General features: G+C 41.8%; 13 protein-coding genes. 5 read left to right on the top strand and 8 right to left on the bottom strand.

The window, feature by feature from the left end; genetic code table 11:
* Positions 1-104: 104 nt before the first annotated feature.
* Positions 105-704 (bottom strand): type II secretion system protein, encoded by a 600-nt coding sequence (locus I3259_RS20285; RefSeq protein WP_275949795.1) that lies wholly within the window; start codon positions 702-704, stop codon positions 105-107.
* Positions 705-773: 69 nt separating this feature from the next.
* Positions 774-2,816: an oligopeptidase A gene (prlC, locus tag I3259_RS18745; protein ID WP_238031226.1), complete on the bottom strand. Its 2,043-nt coding sequence runs from the start codon at positions 2,814-2,816 to the stop codon at positions 774-776.
* Positions 2,817-3,029: 213 nt separating this feature from the next.
* On the opposite strand from prlC, the gene I3259_RS18740 reads away from it, so the two are divergent.
* Together I3259_RS18740 and gorA are read left to right on the top strand one after the other, a co-directional pair.
* Positions 3,030-3,869, top strand: a complete 840-nt coding sequence (locus I3259_RS18740) for a 23S rRNA (adenine(2030)-N(6))-methyltransferase RlmJ (RefSeq protein WP_238031225.1) — start codon at positions 3,030-3,032, stop codon at positions 3,867-3,869.
* A 205-nt stretch (positions 3,870-4,074) separates the two neighbouring features.
* Complete coding sequence (gorA, locus tag I3259_RS18735; protein WP_238031224.1) at positions 4,075-5,430, top strand: glutathione-disulfide reductase; 1,356 nt, start codon at positions 4,075-4,077, stop codon at positions 5,428-5,430.
* A 504-nt stretch (positions 5,431-5,934) separates the two neighbouring features.
* Here gorA and I3259_RS18730 read toward each other — a convergent pair.
* Positions 5,935-6,285: a hypothetical protein gene (locus I3259_RS18730; RefSeq protein WP_238031223.1), complete on the bottom strand. Its 351-nt coding sequence runs from the start codon at positions 6,283-6,285 to the stop codon at positions 5,935-5,937.
* A 498-nt stretch (positions 6,286-6,783) separates the two neighbouring features.
* On the opposite strand from I3259_RS18730, the gene I3259_RS18725 reads away from it, so the two are divergent.
* On the top strand, positions 6,784-7,449 hold the full coding sequence (locus I3259_RS18725) for an oligogalacturonate-specific porin KdgM family protein (protein WP_238031222.1): 666 nt from the start codon (positions 6,784-6,786) through the stop codon (positions 7,447-7,449).
* Between the two features lie 72 nt (positions 7,450-7,521).
* Here I3259_RS18725 and I3259_RS18720 read toward each other — a convergent pair whose 3' ends face one another.
* A complete protein-coding gene (locus I3259_RS18720; RefSeq protein ID WP_238031221.1) occupies positions 7,522-8,109 on the bottom strand; it encodes a hypothetical protein in 588 nt (195 codons plus the stop codon).
* Between the two features lie 457 nt (positions 8,110-8,566).
* Here I3259_RS18720 and I3259_RS18715 point away from each other — a divergent pair, with 457 nt between their 5' ends.
* On the top strand, positions 8,567-9,934 hold the full coding sequence (locus I3259_RS18715) for a YjiH family protein (RefSeq protein WP_238031220.1): 1,368 nt from the start codon (positions 8,567-8,569) through the stop codon (positions 9,932-9,934).
* 65 nt (positions 9,935-9,999) lie between these two features.
* Here I3259_RS18715 and I3259_RS18710 read toward each other — a convergent pair whose 3' ends face one another.
* The 4 genes from I3259_RS18710 to I3259_RS18695 form a co-directional block, all read right to left on the bottom strand.
* Positions 10,000-10,938: an ABC transporter permease gene (locus tag I3259_RS18710; RefSeq protein WP_238031219.1), complete on the bottom strand. Its 939-nt coding sequence runs from the start codon at positions 10,936-10,938 to the stop codon at positions 10,000-10,002.
* Between the two features lie 3 nt (positions 10,939-10,941).
* Entirely contained in the window at positions 10,942-11,919 is a 978-nt protein-coding gene (locus tag I3259_RS18705; protein WP_005372184.1) for an ABC transporter permease, read from the bottom strand.
* Positions 11,920-11,994: 75 nt separating this feature from the next.
* Positions 11,995-13,554, bottom strand: a complete 1,560-nt coding sequence (locus I3259_RS18700) for an ABC transporter substrate-binding protein (RefSeq protein ID WP_238031218.1) — start codon at positions 13,552-13,554, stop codon at positions 11,995-11,997.
* Positions 13,555-13,610: 56 nt separating this feature from the next.
* Positions 13,611-15,329 carry an ABC transporter ATP-binding protein gene (locus I3259_RS18695; RefSeq protein WP_238031217.1) on the bottom strand — a complete coding sequence of 573 codons (1,719 nt, stop codon included), beginning with the start codon at positions 15,327-15,329 and terminating at the stop codon, positions 13,611-13,613.
* A 765-nt stretch (positions 15,330-16,094) separates the two neighbouring features.
* On the opposite strand from I3259_RS18695, the gene I3259_RS18690 reads away from it, so the two are divergent.
* On the top strand, positions 16,095-16,284 hold a 190-nt coding region (locus I3259_RS18690), incomplete at its 3' end, for a hypothetical protein (protein ID WP_238031216.1).

Raw genomic sequence — 16,284 nt, 5'->3', positions numbered from 1 at the left:
AGGATATGAGCTAGCTAAGTCTCTTGAACACAATGACTTGTGATCAAGAGACAGCCTTTTAGGAGCCTTTTCTTTATCTCAATTAGCATAAATAACATCAACGTTTAACAGCCATCAACAAGAGTACTAATTTTTTTCGAGAGTACTTGTTTTTTCACTTGATCCATTTTGGCAGAATAATACGCCAAGCACTTATCTTGCAGGGTTTTACCTTGCGGTATAATTGCCAGCGACCACCCATCCTGCACAGGAAAAACCTTACCAGGGCGAATTTGATCAATCACACAAAATTCTGCATCAGTACAAGGTGTCGTCTCAACCTTATCTTTGCTAAAGCCACTTGCATTACCTAAGTACTTAAAATCCTGCGTCATAATCGTCTTCAAACCATCATGATCACTACCGGCTGTCCACTTTGCGCGTGGGACACCAAAATAGGTGAAGATTTTATTACCATCAACATCGACTTCCACACCGTATTGGTACTCTTTGCCTTGCATAATGGCTTTGTATTCCACCAAATCAATCACGGTACGCAAACTACCAGTAATACCATTTAGTGACGCTTGGGTTGCATCAGATGAAATAGAGAGAAAACGAGGAGCAGCCGTTACCGCAAGAATGCCTAAAATGACAATCACGATAACCAATTCGATAAGGCTAAATCCTTTTGACTGGCGAGCTATCGCCTCGTATCTATCCATGAATACTGTTCTCTACACTAATTGCATGCAGCAAGTGACCATCCTCAGTCACTCACTGCACCTGTTACATTAACCTGTAATACCACTATGACGCAGCATTGCATCTAGCTCAGGCTCTCGACCACGGAAGCGTTTGAATAGCGCCATTGGCTCTTCACTCCCCCCTTGCTCAAGGATACAAGTTAAGAAGTCTTGTCCTGTTAGCGGATTGAAAATTCCTTCCTCTTCAAAGCGTGAGAACGCATCAGAAGACAATAATTCCGCCCACAAGTAGCTGTAGTAGCCTGCGCTGTAGCCACCAGCAAAAATATGACTAAAGCTATGTGGGAAACGTCCCCATTCTGGGCTTGGTACCACAGAAACACGTGATTTCACTTTAAATAAGGTATCTAACACCTGTGCGCCCACTTCTGGATCGTATTCAGTGTATAGAGTGAAATCGAACAAACCAAACTCAAGCTGACGTAAAATGAACATCGCTGATTGGAAGTTCTTCGCTGCCAGCATCTTATCTAGCATTGCCTTTGGTAGCGGCTCACCAGTCTCATAGTGACCAGAAATAAACGCTAGCGCTTCTTCTTCCCAGCACCAGTTTTCTAAAAACTGACTTGGTAACTCAACCGCATCCCATGGCACACCGTTAATACCTGATACTGACGCTACATCTACTTGAGTCAGCATGTGATGAATACCATGACCCGTTTCATGGAACAGCGTTACGACTTCATTGTGGGTAAACAATGCCGGCTTATCGCCAATCGGACGGTTAAAGTTACAAGTTAGGTACGCAACAGGGGTTTGTAACGTGCCATCAATACGGGTACGACGAACCATACACTCGTCCATCCACGCACCACCACGTTTATGATCACGCGCATAAAGATCAAGGTAGAAGCTACCGCGAAGTTCGCCTTTGCTATCAAAGATGTCATAAAACGTTACTGAGTCATGCCAAACTTCCACACCATCGCGCGGTTTGATCTCTAAACCAAATACACGTTTTAATACTTCAAAGAGACCTGCAACCACTTTCTTTTCAGGGAAATATGGACGTAACTCTTCATCTGAAATGCTGTAGCGATGTTGTTTTAATTTCTCTGAGTAATAAGCGAAATCCCATGGCTGTAAATCGTCGATACCGAATTCATTGTTAGCGTATTCACGTAATTCAGCCACTTCACGCTCACCTTGAGGCTTTGCGCGATCAGCAAGATCATTTAAGAAACCTAACACTTGTTCAGTAGATTCCGCCATTTTGGTCGCCAATGATTTTTCACTGTAGCTATTAAAGCCCAACATACGCGCCAGTTCGTGGCTCAGTTTTAGTTTTTCGGCAATCACTTCGGTGTTATCAAACTCACCGGCATTAGGGCCGCGATCTGAGGCACGGGTACCGAACGCTTCGTACATTTCAGCACGTAACTCACGGTTATCACAGTACGTCATTACAGGTAAGTACGATGGCATTTCTAAGGTAAATAAATACCCTTCTTTTTCCTTCGCTTCTGCATTGGCTTTTGCTGCCAATAATACAGATTCAGGCAACCCGCTTAATTGCTCAACATCGGTGATCACTTTGCTCCATGCCATGGTGGCATCCAGCACGTTATTACTAAAGGTTGAAGACAACTCCGATAAACGCTTGCTTATTTCACCATAGCGCGCTTGCTCTTGTGCAGGTAAGCCAATACCTGATAGCTCAAATTCTTTTAAGGCGTCTTTGATCGACTTTTGCTGCGCTTTATTCAACGACGCAAATTTATCGCTCGCTTTAATGGCTTTATAGGCTTCGTACAATCCTTTGTGTTGTCCAACCCAGGTACTGTAATCAGATAACAGAGGCAAACAGCTTTCATACGCTTCACGTAATTCAGCACTATTTTTCACTCCATTAAGGTGACCTACCGGTGACCAAATACGACCTAGGCGATCATCCGTTTCGGCTAAAGGTGCACAAATGGTTTCCCATGTTGGCTCAGCCATTTCCATCAACACAGATTCTACATTTTCACGGCAATCTGCGATCGCTTGTTCTACCGCAGGCTTAATATGCTCAGGCTTAATATGAGCAAACGGTGGCAAGTCTGTCATCGCTAATAATGGGTTGGACATACGCTTTTCCTTTATTTTTATCTTATTATTAACATGCGCCCACGATGACTGAATTTCAATCCTTGCTGCGATTTTGCCGCTAAATACTTCATAATAACGGGTTGATACCGCATGGTTAGGCGCAAAGGTTCGCATCATGGTTGGATAATAGTTGAGAATTAACGATAATACTGACCAATAACCCTCCTTTAGATACCGATAGAGATTGATTTCATGCTGAGTTATCGTCACAGCTTCCACGCAGGCAACCATGCTGACGTGGTTAAACACATTGTTCAAAGCTTAATTCTGGATGCACTCAAGCAAAAAGATAAACCTTTCGTCTATCACGATACTCACTCCGGCGTGGGTCGTTACGACCTGCAAGATGAGCGCAGCGAAAAAACCGGTGAGTTTAAACAAGGTATTGCACGTATTTGGTCACGTGATGATATCCCTGAAGCGATCCAGAGTTACATTGCAGCGATAAAAGATCTTAATCACGGTGAGGAACTACGTTACTACCCAGGATCACCGAAAGTGGCACGCGCACAAATTCGCGAGCAAGACCGCATGGTACTCACTGAACTTCACCCAAGTGATTTCCCTCTGCTGTTACAAGAATTCCGTGGCGATCGCCAAGTAAAAATGTATAAAGAAGATGCCTTTGCACGCTTAAAAGCGAGTCTGCCGCCAAAAGAGCGTCGTGGTGTGGTTTTAATCGACCCACCCTACGAACTTAAACATGAATACCAAGATGTAGTAAAAGCGATCAAACAAAGCCATCAACGTTGGGCTACAGGTACCTATGCAATTTGGTATCCTGTGGTTTATCGTGAAACTATCGACAACATGCTTCAGGGCTTAAAAGATTTAAATATCCCTAAAATCTTACAAATTGAACTGGGTGTAGAGCCTGATAGTGAAGAACGCGGTATGACAGCATCAGGCATGATTGTGATCAACCCACCTTGGAAACTAGAAAGCCAAATGCGTGACATTCTGCCTTGGTTACAGCAAGCCATTGCACCTAATCATGGTCACCACACCGTTGAATGGGTTGTGCCTGAATAAGCCATTGGCAATATTTCCTCCCTTTAAAATACAGGCAGTGTATGCTGCCTGTACCAGATAATTCGTGCCACAATCTCAATTTTCGATGATTTAATGGTAAATCAATCGTATTTTCCGATTTTAAATCCTCGTCAGGCACCCCAATCTTTATTACACTAGCTCAATAGCTCGTCACGAATATAACGAATATTAATGGAGTAAAGTCATGGCAAAGCATTTTGATTACATCTGTATCGGCGGTGGTAGCGGCGGTATTGCATCAGCAAACCGTGCAGCAATGTATGGTGCAAAAGTTGCAATTATCGAAGCAAAAGCACTCGGTGGTACTTGTGTAAACGTAGGTTGTGTACCTAAAAAAGTGATGTGGCACGGTGCTCAAATCGCTGAAGCTATGCACCTTTACGCTAAAGACTACGGTTTTGACGTTGATGTAAAAGGTTTTGACTGGAGTAAACTGGTTGAAAGCCGCGAAGCTTACATTAGCCGTATTCATACTTCTTACGATAACGTATTGGGTAACAATAAAGTTGAAGTGATTAATGGCTTTGCCAAGTTCGTTGATGCGAAAACAATTGAAGTGAATGGCGAGCATTACACAGCCGATCATATTTTAATTGCTGTCGGTGGTGAGCCAACAATTCCTGCGATCCCAGGCGCTGAACACGGTATCGACTCCAATGGTTTCTTTGAGTTAAACGAACAACCTAAGCGTACTGCAATTATTGGTGCCGGTTACATCGCCGTTGAAATTGCAGGTGTACTAAGCGCACTAGGCACTGACACTCACCTATTCGTACGTAAAGAATCACCACTACGTAGCTTTGATCCTTTGATTGTTGAAACGTTAGTTGAAGTAATGGCAGCTGAAGGCCCAACACTACACACTCATTCAGTGCCTAAAGAAGTGGTTAAAGAAGCTGATGGCTCTATCACACTGCTCTTTGAGAACGGTGAATCACACAATACTGATGTATTGATTTGGGCTATTGGCCGTCACCCAACCACAGATAAAATTAACCTTGAAGCAACTGGCGTTGCAACCAACGAGCGTGGTTACATCAAAGTCGATGAATACCAAGAAACGAATGTTAAAGGTATTTACTGTGTCGGTGACATCATGGAAGGCGGTATTGAGTTAACCCCAATTGCGGTTAAAGCCGGTCGTCAATTATCTGAGCGTCTATTTAACAATAAGCCTGATGCAAAGATGGATTACTCACTTGTACCGACAGTTGTGTTTAGTCACCCACCAATCGGTACAATTGGTCTAACAGAGCCTGAAGCCATTGCACAATACGGTGAAGAAAACGTAAAAGTATACAAGTCTGGCTTTACCTCTATGTACACCGCTGTAACGAGCCACCGTCAACCTTGTAAAATGAAACTTGTATGTGCTGGCGATGATGAAAAAGTGGTTGGTCTACACGGTATTGGTTTCACTGTTGACGAAATGATCCAAGGCTTTGGTGTTGCAATTAAGATGGGCGCAACAAAAGCTGACTTTGATAGTGTTGTGGCAATCCACCCAACAGGCAGCGAAGAATTCGTTACCATGAGATAATTGTCTCACTGAGATAATATAAAGAGGCGATGTATGCAAAATACATCGCCTTTTTTTATTCTCTTATCGTATCACCACAGGTCTCAATATCAGTATTGAAAGCCTTTTAATGCTCAATCAATCCTTACATTTTCAAATTAGAAAAACTAATACCAAAATGCTAGTTTTTTTCATTTTTCAATAATCCGAAAATATCTATAATGCGCGCATCGAAACACGACCGAATGCCTGTTGCTACACTGTTTAGGCGATGGTTGTACATAAAAACTAGCTTAATCTTTTATAGGTAATTCCATGACTCGTATCGTTAATAAAATTGTTGCTCTATACACTCCAGCGTTTTCTTCTCTATACAAAAACGGCAACAATAAGTAAGCATTAAATATCTTACTGAAAAAAGAATTGATAAAAGGGCTTTGAACGGCATGTTCAAAGCCTTTTTTGCAATAGCTAGATTGATTGTCTCAACACAACTTTCAATATTAGTAAGCTAAATAGTGAGGCTTACCATAAATTACAGGCTTGTGCCTTTGCATTGGCAATGCTGTAATATTTTCCTTTTAGAATGTAGTGGCCATCATTTTTGATCCCTTCGATTTTGACCCATTTGTTACGACCAAATCGTGCCTTTACAGGAACACCAACCGCAAAGCGTTTTCCTGATTGGTACTTCGCAACATAGAAAGCATCTCTTACTCTAAAGATATAACCATCACGACCGCAAATAGCTGCACGTTCAACGCGTCCTTTTTGTCGAGCGCCCCATTCACCCCAATCTCCCCACTCATCTGCTTGTGCAGGAAGAGATGTCATCGCCATTAACCCTAGTAACACGCCAACAATCACTTCTTTCATGGTAAACCTCAACAAAAAGTAAACTCTTAAGTTTATTTTTATAATAAGTCAGCACGAAAGAAAATAAATAAAAACATTGTTTTCTTGTTTATCGAATAAGATCACAATTATTCGCTAGCCGTAATACACATAAAACAAGTGAATATAGTGCTCTTTATTCGTGAGTCAGATCGCTTATTTCACCCCTAAAATTAACTAAAAGCTAAAACTGGCGTGATCTCCATACTTTTTATAGGTGATTTCTCATCAATAAAGGCAATCAACGTCACCTTTTTACATCTATTAGCTTTTTTTACTTTTTATAAACCACTGATTAAAAACATTTAAGTTATTTTATCTGCTTTATTTTTGCTCAAGATCTCACTCTTTTTCACTGCGATTTTCTAAGCCAAATAATTCTCGCAAGATGATTACAAGCCTAAACAATTTAATTTTTAAGCCACAAATCAGCCCCAGCCTGAACGCATAGTGCGCTTTATTTAACAAAGGAAATTAAGCATGAAAAAGATTCTAACTCTAAGCATCCTACCTATCGTATTCGCATCAAGTGCATTTGCCGGCTCTTCCTATGTCACAGGTAATGTGCAGTTCCATACCGATGCACAACCTAATGCTACATCTACCCTTGAGGCTGGACATACCTTTGATACAGGCACCACCATTTTAACTGAGTTTGATGGCATCTCTTTAGGTAAATACGACGACGATACGATTCAAGACGCACGTGAAGGTTATTCCCCTTACATCACATTAGGTATTGAGCAAAGCTACGCGTTTAATGATCATCTATGGGTGGCGATTGGTTATCACCATTTAATCAATAACGGTGAAACTGTACAGGAGCGCCCTTTAGTGAAAATTGGTTATAACTTCGATAATGGCATTTCAATCAGTAACCGAACACGCTATCACTTTGTGAAAGACGGTGAAGATCAAATTCGTTTTGATAACCGCATTAGCTATAGTGCAACAGAACAGCTCGCTCTGAGTTATAACAATGTCTATGTACGAAATGATGGGGATGCTGATAACTCAATGGATCACGAGCTTCGTGCTACTTGGACTAGCCTAGGTGTTCAGCCTTACTTTGAGTATCGCAATCAAGGAAATGGTACCGATAATACTAATAATGCTTTTGTATTCGGTGCATCTTACGTTTTCTGATCATAACGACATCGGTTTATTCAGACGAAAAAAAACACCGCACAAGGCGGTGTTTTTAAAATATTTCAAAGCTTAGTGATGGTGGTGATGATCGTGACCACAGCTACAACTTGGTGCGACGACACTTTGGATCTGCGTTAGGGTAATTTGTTTTAGCAGCTCTTCAGTACTGATGGTATTAAGTAAGTGCATATTCTCTGCATTTACTGCCATCGCATCTTTGATTTCACGCTGTTTGTTAACTACTGCGATCATTTTTTGGCTGATCTCAGCGGGTAATGAAAACTCACGGATCACTTTCATTTCATTACTGCGAGTATCTACCGCCATCATATTTAATGTCAGTGTTGTTGTATCTTCTGCAGGTTGCGCAAGAAATTCATCAGGGATAATGGCTGCATTAAACTGAATATCAAATGCTAAATCACCTAATTTTAGCACCACTAAGCAACCGCCATTTTCAGTGCTTAATACACCAAATTCAGCCCCTGATTCAGCAAGCAACTGCTGCTCATCTTCAGTAATATTTTCTAACCCAATAAAAACGACATTCGTCATATCATTGCGGAACATTTCCAGAACAGCCCCATCTCCCGCTGCAAATGGATGATTTTCAATAATTTGACCAACGTGAAAATGATTGTGATGTTGTTCTGTCATGGCAAACCTCAATGAATTGGTAACGTCATAATTAAGCTAAAGCAAAAAATACAACATATTATCTAATGTAATCATTATAACCATTACAAATAAAAACATAATCCCCATAAAAGCAAAAACACTATTACGACCAAGTAATAATATTACATAAATGAGAAGAGTATAACGAGTCACCAGAATAATGAGTCAAATTCTAATTACAGCACAATAGTCATAAAACACTAATTTATATTACTTTGTTAACTCATAACGCTTAGTAAACACATTAAGATCAGAATAAAATCGAAAAATATTTACATAATTAACCATTTTTTACTAGTCAACTATTCCATGCTTTATTAAAAAAATGTAATCTCTCCCTCCCTAAATATGAAAAACCAGTGAATAGTTATTCTCGCTGGACCTCTGGGGTTTTCCTCTTTATTCGGCAGTTTCTATCAGTAGGTTATAAATCAAGATGCATGACCAAGCAGTAGCACCACCTAAAAACACCTTGAACACCTGGCTAATGTTCATTATCCCCTCATTAATTGGTGTCTTCCTTTTTATGGCTCCGATTAATTTTGATGGTGATATTACTATTCCTATCGCGGTATTAGCGAAAACGATCCAAAGTCATTTTGAAAACTCGTTAACCTCTATTGTGACAACTGTGATTAGCTTTACTGCCATTATGTCAATCATCACTAAATTGTTTAAACCTCGCTTTATTACCCATAATGGCTTTTTGAATGGGCTACTGAATCCATCTGCTATGTGGTTTATGGTTCAGCAGCTTGGTGCTATTTTTGCGGTGATGGCGTACTTTAATATTGGTCCTGTGATGTTTCGTAACGACGCAACAGGTGGCCTTGTATTAAACGACTTGTTGCCTGTTTTATTCTCAGTCTTTATTTTTGCCGGTTTGCTACTGCCGCTACTGCTTAATTTTGGTCTACTGGAATTTTTCGGCACTCTATTTACTCGCATCATGCGCCCTATTTTTGGTTTACCTGGTCGTTCATCAGTTAACTGCATTGCATCTTGGTTAGGTGATGGTTCGGTCGGCGTCTTGTTGACCAGTAAACAATACGAATCGGGAATGTATACCCAACGTGAAGCTGCCATTATTGGTACAACCTTTTCAGCAGTTTCTATTACCTTTAGCTTAGTCGTTATCGCGCAAGTTAACTTAGAACACATGTTTGTACCGTTTTACTTAACAGTATGCCTTGCAGGTCTTGTTGCGGCGATTATTGTGCCTCGCCTGCCACCACTATCACGTAAGAAAAACATCTACATTGATGGCACCACAGAGAGCAAACATGATGAAAGCGTGCCACAAGGCCACAACGTTTTCTCTTATGGTTTGCACCAAGCACTAAAGAAAGCAGCAGAAGTAAAAAGTATTCCTGCGATTGCGTTAGATGGCGTAAAAAACGCAGTAGATATGGTGTTTGGCGTTCTACCTGTAGTAATGGCAATTGGTACTATCGCACTGGTGATTGCAGAAAACACGCCACTGTTTGATTACTTAGGTATGCCATTTATTCCGTTCTTAGAGCTACTGCATATTCCAGAGGCGGAAGCGGCATCTAAAACGATTGTGGTGGGTTTCGCTGACATGTTCTTGCCTTCTATTTTGGCATCAACGATTGAAAGCGACATGACGCGTTTTATTATCGCTGCAATGTCAGTGACGCAACTTATCTACATGTCTGAAATTGGTGCACTGCTTATCGGTAGTAAAGTACCCGTTAAAGCGTGGGAACTGTTTGTGATTTTCATTCTGCGTACACTGGTGACTTTACCTGTTATTGCAGGTATGGCGCACCTACTGTTCTAAATTTTAGTTTCACTAATAAAAAAGGCGACCATCGGTCGCCTTTTTACTATCTAAACGTCAGCTCATTAGCCTTTATAAATCTTCGGGTTAAATACATCGCGTAACCAATCACCTAACAAGTTGATTACTAGTACTAATACCACCAGCAAAATACCTGGGAAGACGGTGATCCACCACGCGCCAGAGAAGATATATTTAAAGCCGATACTGATCAGTGAACCCAATGATGGCTGATCCACCGGTAAACCTAAGCCTAAGAATGACAAGGCCGCTTCTGACATGATCGCATTGGCAACCTGTACCGTTGAAATCACAAGAATAGGCGATAGACAGTTCGGCAGAATATGACGGAACATAATACGTGGTGCTCTAAAGCCCATGACTTTGGCCGCTTCAACATACTCTTTCTTCTTCTCGGCTAATACCGAAGCTCGCACCGTACGTGCATACTGAGGCCATTCAGCAATACCAATGATCATTACCAACATGATCACTGCATATTGCGCATAAGTTTCAGCACCTAATGCAGTACGGAAAATAGCAGAGACGATGATCGCGACCATCATGGTCGAGAATGATAACTGCACGTCCGCAATACGCATCAAGAAACTATCAACACGACCACCATAATAACCCGCAGTTAAGCCAATCACGATCCCCAGAGTCATTTGCAGTGCAACGGCAAGTAAACCAATCGTTAGTGATAAACGCGCCCCATAAAGCATGGTCGATAAAATATCACGGCCTTGATCGTCGGTACCAAGTAAGAATTTCTCATCACCGTCTTCCATCCATGATGGCGGTAACTCTGAATCCATAATATCTATCGACGCTAAATCATACGGATTACTCGGCGCTATAAACGGTGCAAACAATGCCGTGGTGGCAAACGTTAGAAAGACAGCGAAGCACACCATTGCCACTTTATCTTTCTTAAAATAATACAAAATATCGGAGTTTTTAAAACGCTCCCAACGGCTTGGTGCAGCTAGTGTATTACTCATGACTTACTCTCCCTTGCCAGTCAGGTTTACAGTCGGGTTAACCAATCCATAGAGCAAATCGACGATGGTATTAGTTACAACAAAGATCAAGCCAACAAAAATCACGTAAGCTGTGATAAGTGGGGTATCAACACGGTTAATGGCATCTAAAAACAACAATCCTGTGCCTGGCCATTGAAATACACTTTCAGTCAAAATGGTGTAAGCAATCATGGTACCGATCTGCACCCCGCCAACCGTTAATACCGGCAGCATGGTGTTTTTTAAGGCGTGTTGGTAGTAGACCTTTTTCATCGGTAGCCCTTTCGCTTTCGCAAACTTAATGTATTCAGAGCTCAACACTTCTAACATTTCAGAGCGCACTAAACGAATAAACAACGGCAACATAATCGACGCTAAGGCAACACATGGCAGCACAAGGTGCTTTAAGCCATCAAGGGTAAAGAACCCAGATTCCCAACCTAAATAGTTGGCGGTTTCACCTCGACCAAATGAAGGTAACCAACCTAGCTCAATAGAAAAAACGTACATCAACATAATGGCAGTTAAGAAAACGGGAATTGATATACCAATACTACTGAACGCCATAATGGCTTTAGTTAAGAAACTATTGGGATGAATCGCGGAGTACACGCCAAGCGGAATAGAGACCAAGACAATAATAATAGTGGCACCAAAAACTAATTCTAAGGTGGCGACTAACTTGTCTAAAATCACTTCTGTGGCAGGCTTTTTAAAGGTATAAGACGTGCCAAGATCGCCTTGTACCGCATTCGCTAAAAATCGGCTGTACTTAGTGATAAACGGATCGTTAAGTCCTAAATCATCACGTAATTGTTGTCGTTCAGCTTCTGATACAGATTGCCCCACCAACTCTCGTAATGGGTCGCCAAGGTTATCTTGGATGGCAAAGGCCACCAAACTGATCACAAACATCACTATCAGTGCCTGATACAGGCGCTTGACCAGAAACGTAAACATTCCCTGCCCCTTCTCTTTCTTCCTGAAAAAGTGCCGGAGCAAGCTCCGGCACTATCGCTTTCGCTATAACATTACTTACTTTTCATCGACCACAAGATCGCCAAAGTAAGGCTGTTCCATTGGGTTAACAATATCGGCCGCGTGCACGTTTGAACGCGCGCCCCATGCAAGGCTCTGCCAATGCAATGGTACAAACGCCGCTTCGTTGTACAACGTTGCTTCTACTTTCTGTAGCATGACTTTACGTTTGGCTTGATCGGTTTCTACATTCGCCGCTTCAATCAACTTATCGACTTCAGGGTTAGAGTAGAAACCACAGTTGTACTGACCTTGACCTGTTTCTTCATTACGCGTCATGGTTAAGAACTCAGTCATGTTTGCTGAATCTTCAGTATCGGCATGCCAACCAATCATCATCATGTCTGCCGCACACTTATCAAACTCAGGCCAGTATTGCGCTTTTGGCATGGTCTTGAGGTCGACTTTCACGCCAATTTTAGACAGCATTGCCGCTACAGCTTGCGCTACTTTTGCATCGTTCACATAACGGTTATTCGGTGCCATCATGGTTAATGTAAAGCCGTCGGCATAGCCTGCTTCTTTCATTAATTCTTTGGCTTTTTTCACATCATAACGCGGTACTAAATCAGCATTGTAGCCTTGGTAACCCGCAGGGCTCTGTTGACCTGCCGTAGTCGCAAAGCCTTTCATGATTTTCTTCACGATGCCTTCGTTGTTAATCGCATGTACAATCGCTTGGCGTACGCGTACATCTTTCAACGCTTCATTACTGTTCTGGTTCATTTGGAACGTGATGATACGAGTGCCCGGTAGTGTCACCAGATCAACATCTTTTGCTTCTTTCAAACGTTTATGATCATTAGGTGCAACGTGATCAATCATATCAACACCGCCAGAAAGCAACGCTGCAAGACGTGTTGCATCTTCTTTGATCGGCAATAGTGTTAGCTTATCTACATTACCTTTTGACGCTTTATCCCAGTAATTCGCATTACGGGTAAATTCAACTTTTACCCCTTGCTCACGCTCTGTAACGATAAATGGACCGGTACCTGAAAGATTGGTAGAAGCAAATGAGTTACCGTGTTTAGCAATTTCCGCTTTATCTTTACCTTCAGAGGTTTTCCCTGTGTAGAACTTACTGTCCATTGGGAAGATGTATGTCGCGGTTTGTAGAACCAGTGGATAGGTTCCTTTCGAGATCAATTCAACCGTATAGTCATCCACTTTTTTCATTTCAGAATACGGGGCGAAGATCTTTTTAAAGTCTGCCGACTCTTGCAGACGATTAAATGTCCATACCACATCGTCAGCCGTAAGTGGATTACCCGAATGGAATTTCACCCCTTGACGCAATTTGAAACGGAACGTGTGATCATCAACACGCTCCCAGCTTTCCGCTAGACGCGGCTCAAAATCCATGTCTTGGGTAAAACGAACAAGAGGATCGAACACCATATGAGATAGCTGTAGCGTACCACCTGATAACTGCTCATGTGGATCTAATGAAACAGGATCTGAGGCATAACCCAGTTTGATTTCTGCGGCAGTAACACTAAAACTTAAACCCGCGGCAATCAATGCTACGGCTAACTTGCTCTTGATGGTTTTCATTGCATAACTCCTTTATGCACGGGACCTCTCCCGCGAGTAATGTTTGTTGATGTGGACTAAGCGCGTTTTAATCCATTTTGACTAATCCCTTTAAACTCTGGCATTAGTGAAATTAAATGTTGGCTGTATTCATGCTGAGGAGCGGTAAAGAGCTGTTCAGTTTTCGCCACTTCCAGCAAAGTACCTTTTTGCATCACCCCAATGCGATCACACATTTGACGGATCACGGGTAAGTCATGGCTGATAAACAGCATGGTTAAATTCAATTCGTCTTGCAGATCTTTAAGTAAATTCAGAATTTGTGCTTGAACAGACACATCCAGTGCTGATGTTGGCTCATCACAGATCAACAGACGTGGGCGTGTTGCTAATGCACGAGCAATGGAAATACGTTGACGTTGACCGCCTGAAAACTCGTGAGGATATTTAACACCCGCTGTACGACCTAACCCAACATGATCCAATAAATCATGCACAATTTGACGAGTTTGTGCTTCGCTCTCGGTTAATTTATGAAAACGGATAGGCTCTGCAATAATATCGAAGATACGCATCCGTGGGTTCATCGAGGTATAAGGGTTTTGGAAGACCATCTGCATTTGACGACGGAAAGGGCGACGGTCAGCTTCACTTTTCAGCGCCGTTAGATCCATACCTTCAAATGTCACCCGACCTTCATTCGGTGGATATAAACCGGCAATCACACGGGCAATTGTTGATTTACCTGAGCCTGATTCACCCACTAAGCCAAACGTTTCACCTTCAAAGACTTGGAAACTGACATCATTATTGGCTTGAACATATTCACGACGACTTTCAAAGAAAGAATCTTTGGTCACAAAGCGCAAACTCACGTTCTCTACATTCAATAATGGTCCAGAATAATCACGCTGCTCTTGGCGCTGCCCTAACCAATGATTTTTAACATCTAATGGCGGCGTTTCTTCTGCCGCTTCGATATAACTCACCAATGGAAAACGCTGTAATTTAATATCTGAACGTGGAACCGCTGAAATTAGACTTTGGGTATATGGATGCTCTGGACGGTGTAATACTTGCTCTGTGGTGCCGAGCTCGACTAAGTCACCACGATACATTACTGCAACGCGATCAGTCACATTCGAGACAACGCCCATATCGTGAGTAACCAACATACAGCCGACGTTTTTCTCTACACACAACTCGCGGATCAAGGTGAGAATTTGATCTTGAATCGAAACATCTAAGGCTGTTGTAGGCTCATCAGCAATGATTAAATCAGGCTCTCCTGCCAGCGCGATGGCAATCACTACACGTTGGCGCATACCGCCTGAAAACTGGTGAGGGTATTGCTTAATACGCAATTCCGGTTGTGGAATGCCCACCTGCTCCATTAATGTTAATGCACGTTTATATGCTTCCTGCTGAGTGACTTGTAAATTAGTTACGATGGTTTCAGTGAGTTGTTGTTCAACCGTAAATAGCGGATTTAGCGACGTCATCGGATCTTGAAAGATAAACCCAATCTTAGCACCACGTACCTGACGCATTTGCTCTGGTGTTAACCCTGAAATTTGGGTCCCATCAAGATACACATCACCACTAGCGATTTGCCCTGGAGGACTCAATAGATCAATCACCGCATTACCGACGGTTGATTTACCCGCACCAGATTCACCCACTACGCCGACAATTTCACCGCGCTCAATAGAAAACGACAATGATTTCACCGCAGCATGAACACCATGACGGGATGGATATTCTATCCGAAGATTTTTTACTTCTAATAAAGCCATGACCGACCCCAATTGCTTGGCAGCTCCTGCCAATATAAAAACGTGAATCCTTTCCATGCTAGAACATTCATCTCTAGCATGTCGGCCTACCAATCTGTCAAATATTTCACATAAAAGCAACATATCGAAGTAAAAAACTATAACCAACACAAACAATCGAATAATTATTCATATCGAGTTCTAATCAAAAAAACATACAACTAAACATATATTCAAGACACAACACACGCAGCAACTGACCAAAAAAGTGATAACAAATAGAAAAACAAACCAACAACCAAACGAAATAAAACACAGAAAATGAATAAGTTGTCATTAATAATAAACTTGGTAATTTACATGATTTCAACATCAACTACTTTATTGTTAATAAATAACAGTAAAAACCAAAAAATATAAAATTATCAGCAATAAAAATCGGACTTTTACGAGTTCTTTGATACCTAACACCACGTGAAATCAGGTTAATAATGAGAAAACATAAAATATTTCGAGATGGGCTATTAATAATAGTAGGTAAAAAACGAAATTCTAATATCTGAGGATCCCAGCTATTTGTCTCTATCAATAACGCTAAGCTACTTTGGCTTTTCTACAGACGAAAAAAAACCGTATCTTTCGATACGGTTTTCTTAATGGCGGTCAGTGAAGAGCAAGGTTCTAATATCTGGCCCTCCGGATCCTTTGGGCTCTAATCAATAACGCTGAGCTACTTGGGCTTTTCTACAGACGAAAAAAACCGCATCTTTCGATACGGTTTTCTTAATGGTGGTAGGTGAAGAGCAAGATTCTAACATCAGGGAACCTCCGACCCTTTGGGATCTAATTAATGACACAGAGCTACTTGGCTTTTCTATAGACGAAAAAAAACCGTATCTTTCGATACGGTTTTTTTTAATGGTGGTCGGTGAAGAGGGATTCGAACCCCCGACCCTCTGGTCCCAAACCAGATGCG

The organism is Photobacterium sp. Ph5 (assembly GCF_022129445.1).
In the GTDB taxonomy this organism is placed as follows: Bacteria; Pseudomonadota; Gammaproteobacteria; order Enterobacterales; family Vibrionaceae; genus Photobacterium.
This window is presented reverse-complemented; position numbering and strand designations above follow the sequence as displayed.

Coding starts and splice junctions, on each gene's coding strand:
- I3259_RS20285 (WP_275949795.1), bottom strand. CDS start 704: ATGGATAGATACGAGGCGATAGCTCGCCAGTCAAAAGGATTTAGCCTT.
- prlC (WP_238031226.1), bottom strand. CDS start 2,816: ATGTCCAACCCATTATTAGCGATGACAGACTTGCCACCGTTTGCTCAT.
- I3259_RS18740 (WP_238031225.1), top strand. CDS start 3,030: ATGCTGAGTTATCGTCACAGCTTCCACGCAGGCAACCATGCTGACGTG.
- gorA (WP_238031224.1), top strand. CDS start 4,075: ATGGCAAAGCATTTTGATTACATCTGTATCGGCGGTGGTAGCGGCGGT.
- I3259_RS18730 (WP_238031223.1), bottom strand. CDS start 6,285: ATGAAAGAAGTGATTGTTGGCGTGTTACTAGGGTTAATGGCGATGACA.
- I3259_RS18725 (WP_238031222.1), top strand. CDS start 6,784: ATGAAAAAGATTCTAACTCTAAGCATCCTACCTATCGTATTCGCATCA.
- I3259_RS18720 (WP_238031221.1), bottom strand. CDS start 8,109: ATGACAGAACAACATCACAATCATTTTCACGTTGGTCAAATTATTGAA.
- I3259_RS18715 (WP_238031220.1), top strand. CDS start 8,567: ATGCATGACCAAGCAGTAGCACCACCTAAAAACACCTTGAACACCTGG.
- I3259_RS18710 (WP_238031219.1), bottom strand. CDS start 10,938: ATGAGTAATACACTAGCTGCACCAAGCCGTTGGGAGCGTTTTAAAAAC.
- I3259_RS18705 (WP_005372184.1), bottom strand. CDS start 11,919: ATGTTTACGTTTCTGGTCAAGCGCCTGTATCAGGCACTGATAGTGATG.
- I3259_RS18700 (WP_238031218.1), bottom strand. CDS start 13,554: ATGAAAACCATCAAGAGCAAGTTAGCCGTAGCATTGATTGCCGCGGGT.
- I3259_RS18695 (WP_238031217.1), bottom strand. CDS start 15,329: ATGGCTTTATTAGAAGTAAAAAATCTTCGGATAGAATATCCATCCCGT.